Origin of the sequence: Mesorhizobium sp. M7A.F.Ca.CA.004.04.2.1, assembly GCF_004022825.1 — a bacterium.
Lineage (GTDB): Bacteria > Pseudomonadota > Alphaproteobacteria > Rhizobiales > Rhizobiaceae > Mesorhizobium.
The window spans coordinates 1-1,153 of record NZ_RZPH01001403.1 but is presented as its reverse complement, the minus strand read 5'-3'; the positions used below and the strand labels follow the sequence as shown (position 1 = coordinate 1,153).

General features: G+C 67.6%; 2 protein-coding genes. Both read left to right on the top strand.

Annotated elements, in window-relative coordinates; translation table 11 throughout:
- A partial coding sequence (locus EN893_RS34935; protein WP_128362209.1) for an FAD-dependent oxidoreductase occupies positions 1–390 on the top strand: 390 nt, incomplete at its 5' end.
- A 14-nt stretch (positions 391–404) separates the two neighbouring features.
- Positions 405–1,153: branched-chain amino acid ABC transporter permease (locus EN893_RS34930; protein WP_245490965.1), on the top strand; the 749-nt coding region annotated here is incomplete at its 3' end.

The following is a 1,153-nucleotide window of genomic DNA, read 5'->3' as shown; positions in this document are numbered from 1 at the left end:
ATCCTGGCCGGCACCTGGGCTGGTGGCGGCACCGGCCTGCGCCACGAACATGCGGGCCGCCCGCGTTTGGTCCAAAATCCTGATGATTACATGGAAGGTGTCGAGGAGCAGGAATCGGTCGAGATTCTGGAGACCTTCGCTGGCAGAGTCCCTGCCATGGCCGAGCTTGGCATCCGGCCCGGCTATGCCGGACTCTACGACATGAGCCCCGACGATCTGCCGGTCATCGGCGCCATGCCTGACGTCGAAGGGCTGGTCGTTTCGGCGGGATCCTCCGGCCACGGCTTCAAGACCGGGCCGGCAGTCGGCGAGGCGGTGGCCAGGCTGGTCACCGAAGGCGCGCAACCGATCCTGGCGCCGTTTTCACCCGATCGCTTCAGGGCCGCGTAATGGCGTCGGTGACGATGAGCGAGAGCAAGCCCAGTGGCTTCATGCCGGCCGCGTTTCGCAACGCCACTGCCGATGCCCTGTGCATGGTCGCGGTGCTGCTGCTGGTGGCGCTTGCCGCCTTCATCTTTGGCAGCGCCGCCATGCAACGTGTGGTCACCTATGCCGCGATCATGCTGACGGCGGTGCTTGGCCTGCAGATATTCTCTGGCAACAGCGGCATCGTCTCGTTCGGTCAGGCCGCCTTTGTCGGCCTTGGCGCCTACGCCACCGGCATCCTCACCATGCCGACCGCCTTGCAACGAACGGCGCTGCGCGACCTGCCGCAATTCCTCGCCGGGTATCAACTCTCCTTCTTCGCGGCGCTGGCCGTCGTCCTTGCGCTCGCGGTCATCGTCGGCCTGTTGACCGGCACGCCGCTGCTCAGGCTTTCCGGATCGAGCGCTTCGATCGCAACGCTTGCCATGCTGATCATCGTCTACACGCTGCTGGTGGCCGGGCGCGAGATCACGCGCGGCAGTCAGCCATTCTATGGCGTGCCGCGCGAGGTCGGGCTGTGGACGGCTGCCGCTGTCGCTTCGATGGCGCTGGTGGCGGCGAGGCTGTTTCGCGAAACCTCCTTCGGCCTTGCCGCCCGCGCCGCCGCCAATGACGAGCGCGGTGCCGCCGCCGTCGGCGTCGACCAGCGCACGGCGCGTCTGGCCGCCTGGGTGGCGGGTGTCGTCGCCGCCATGGCCGCCGGCGCCATGATGGCGCAGTTTCTGGG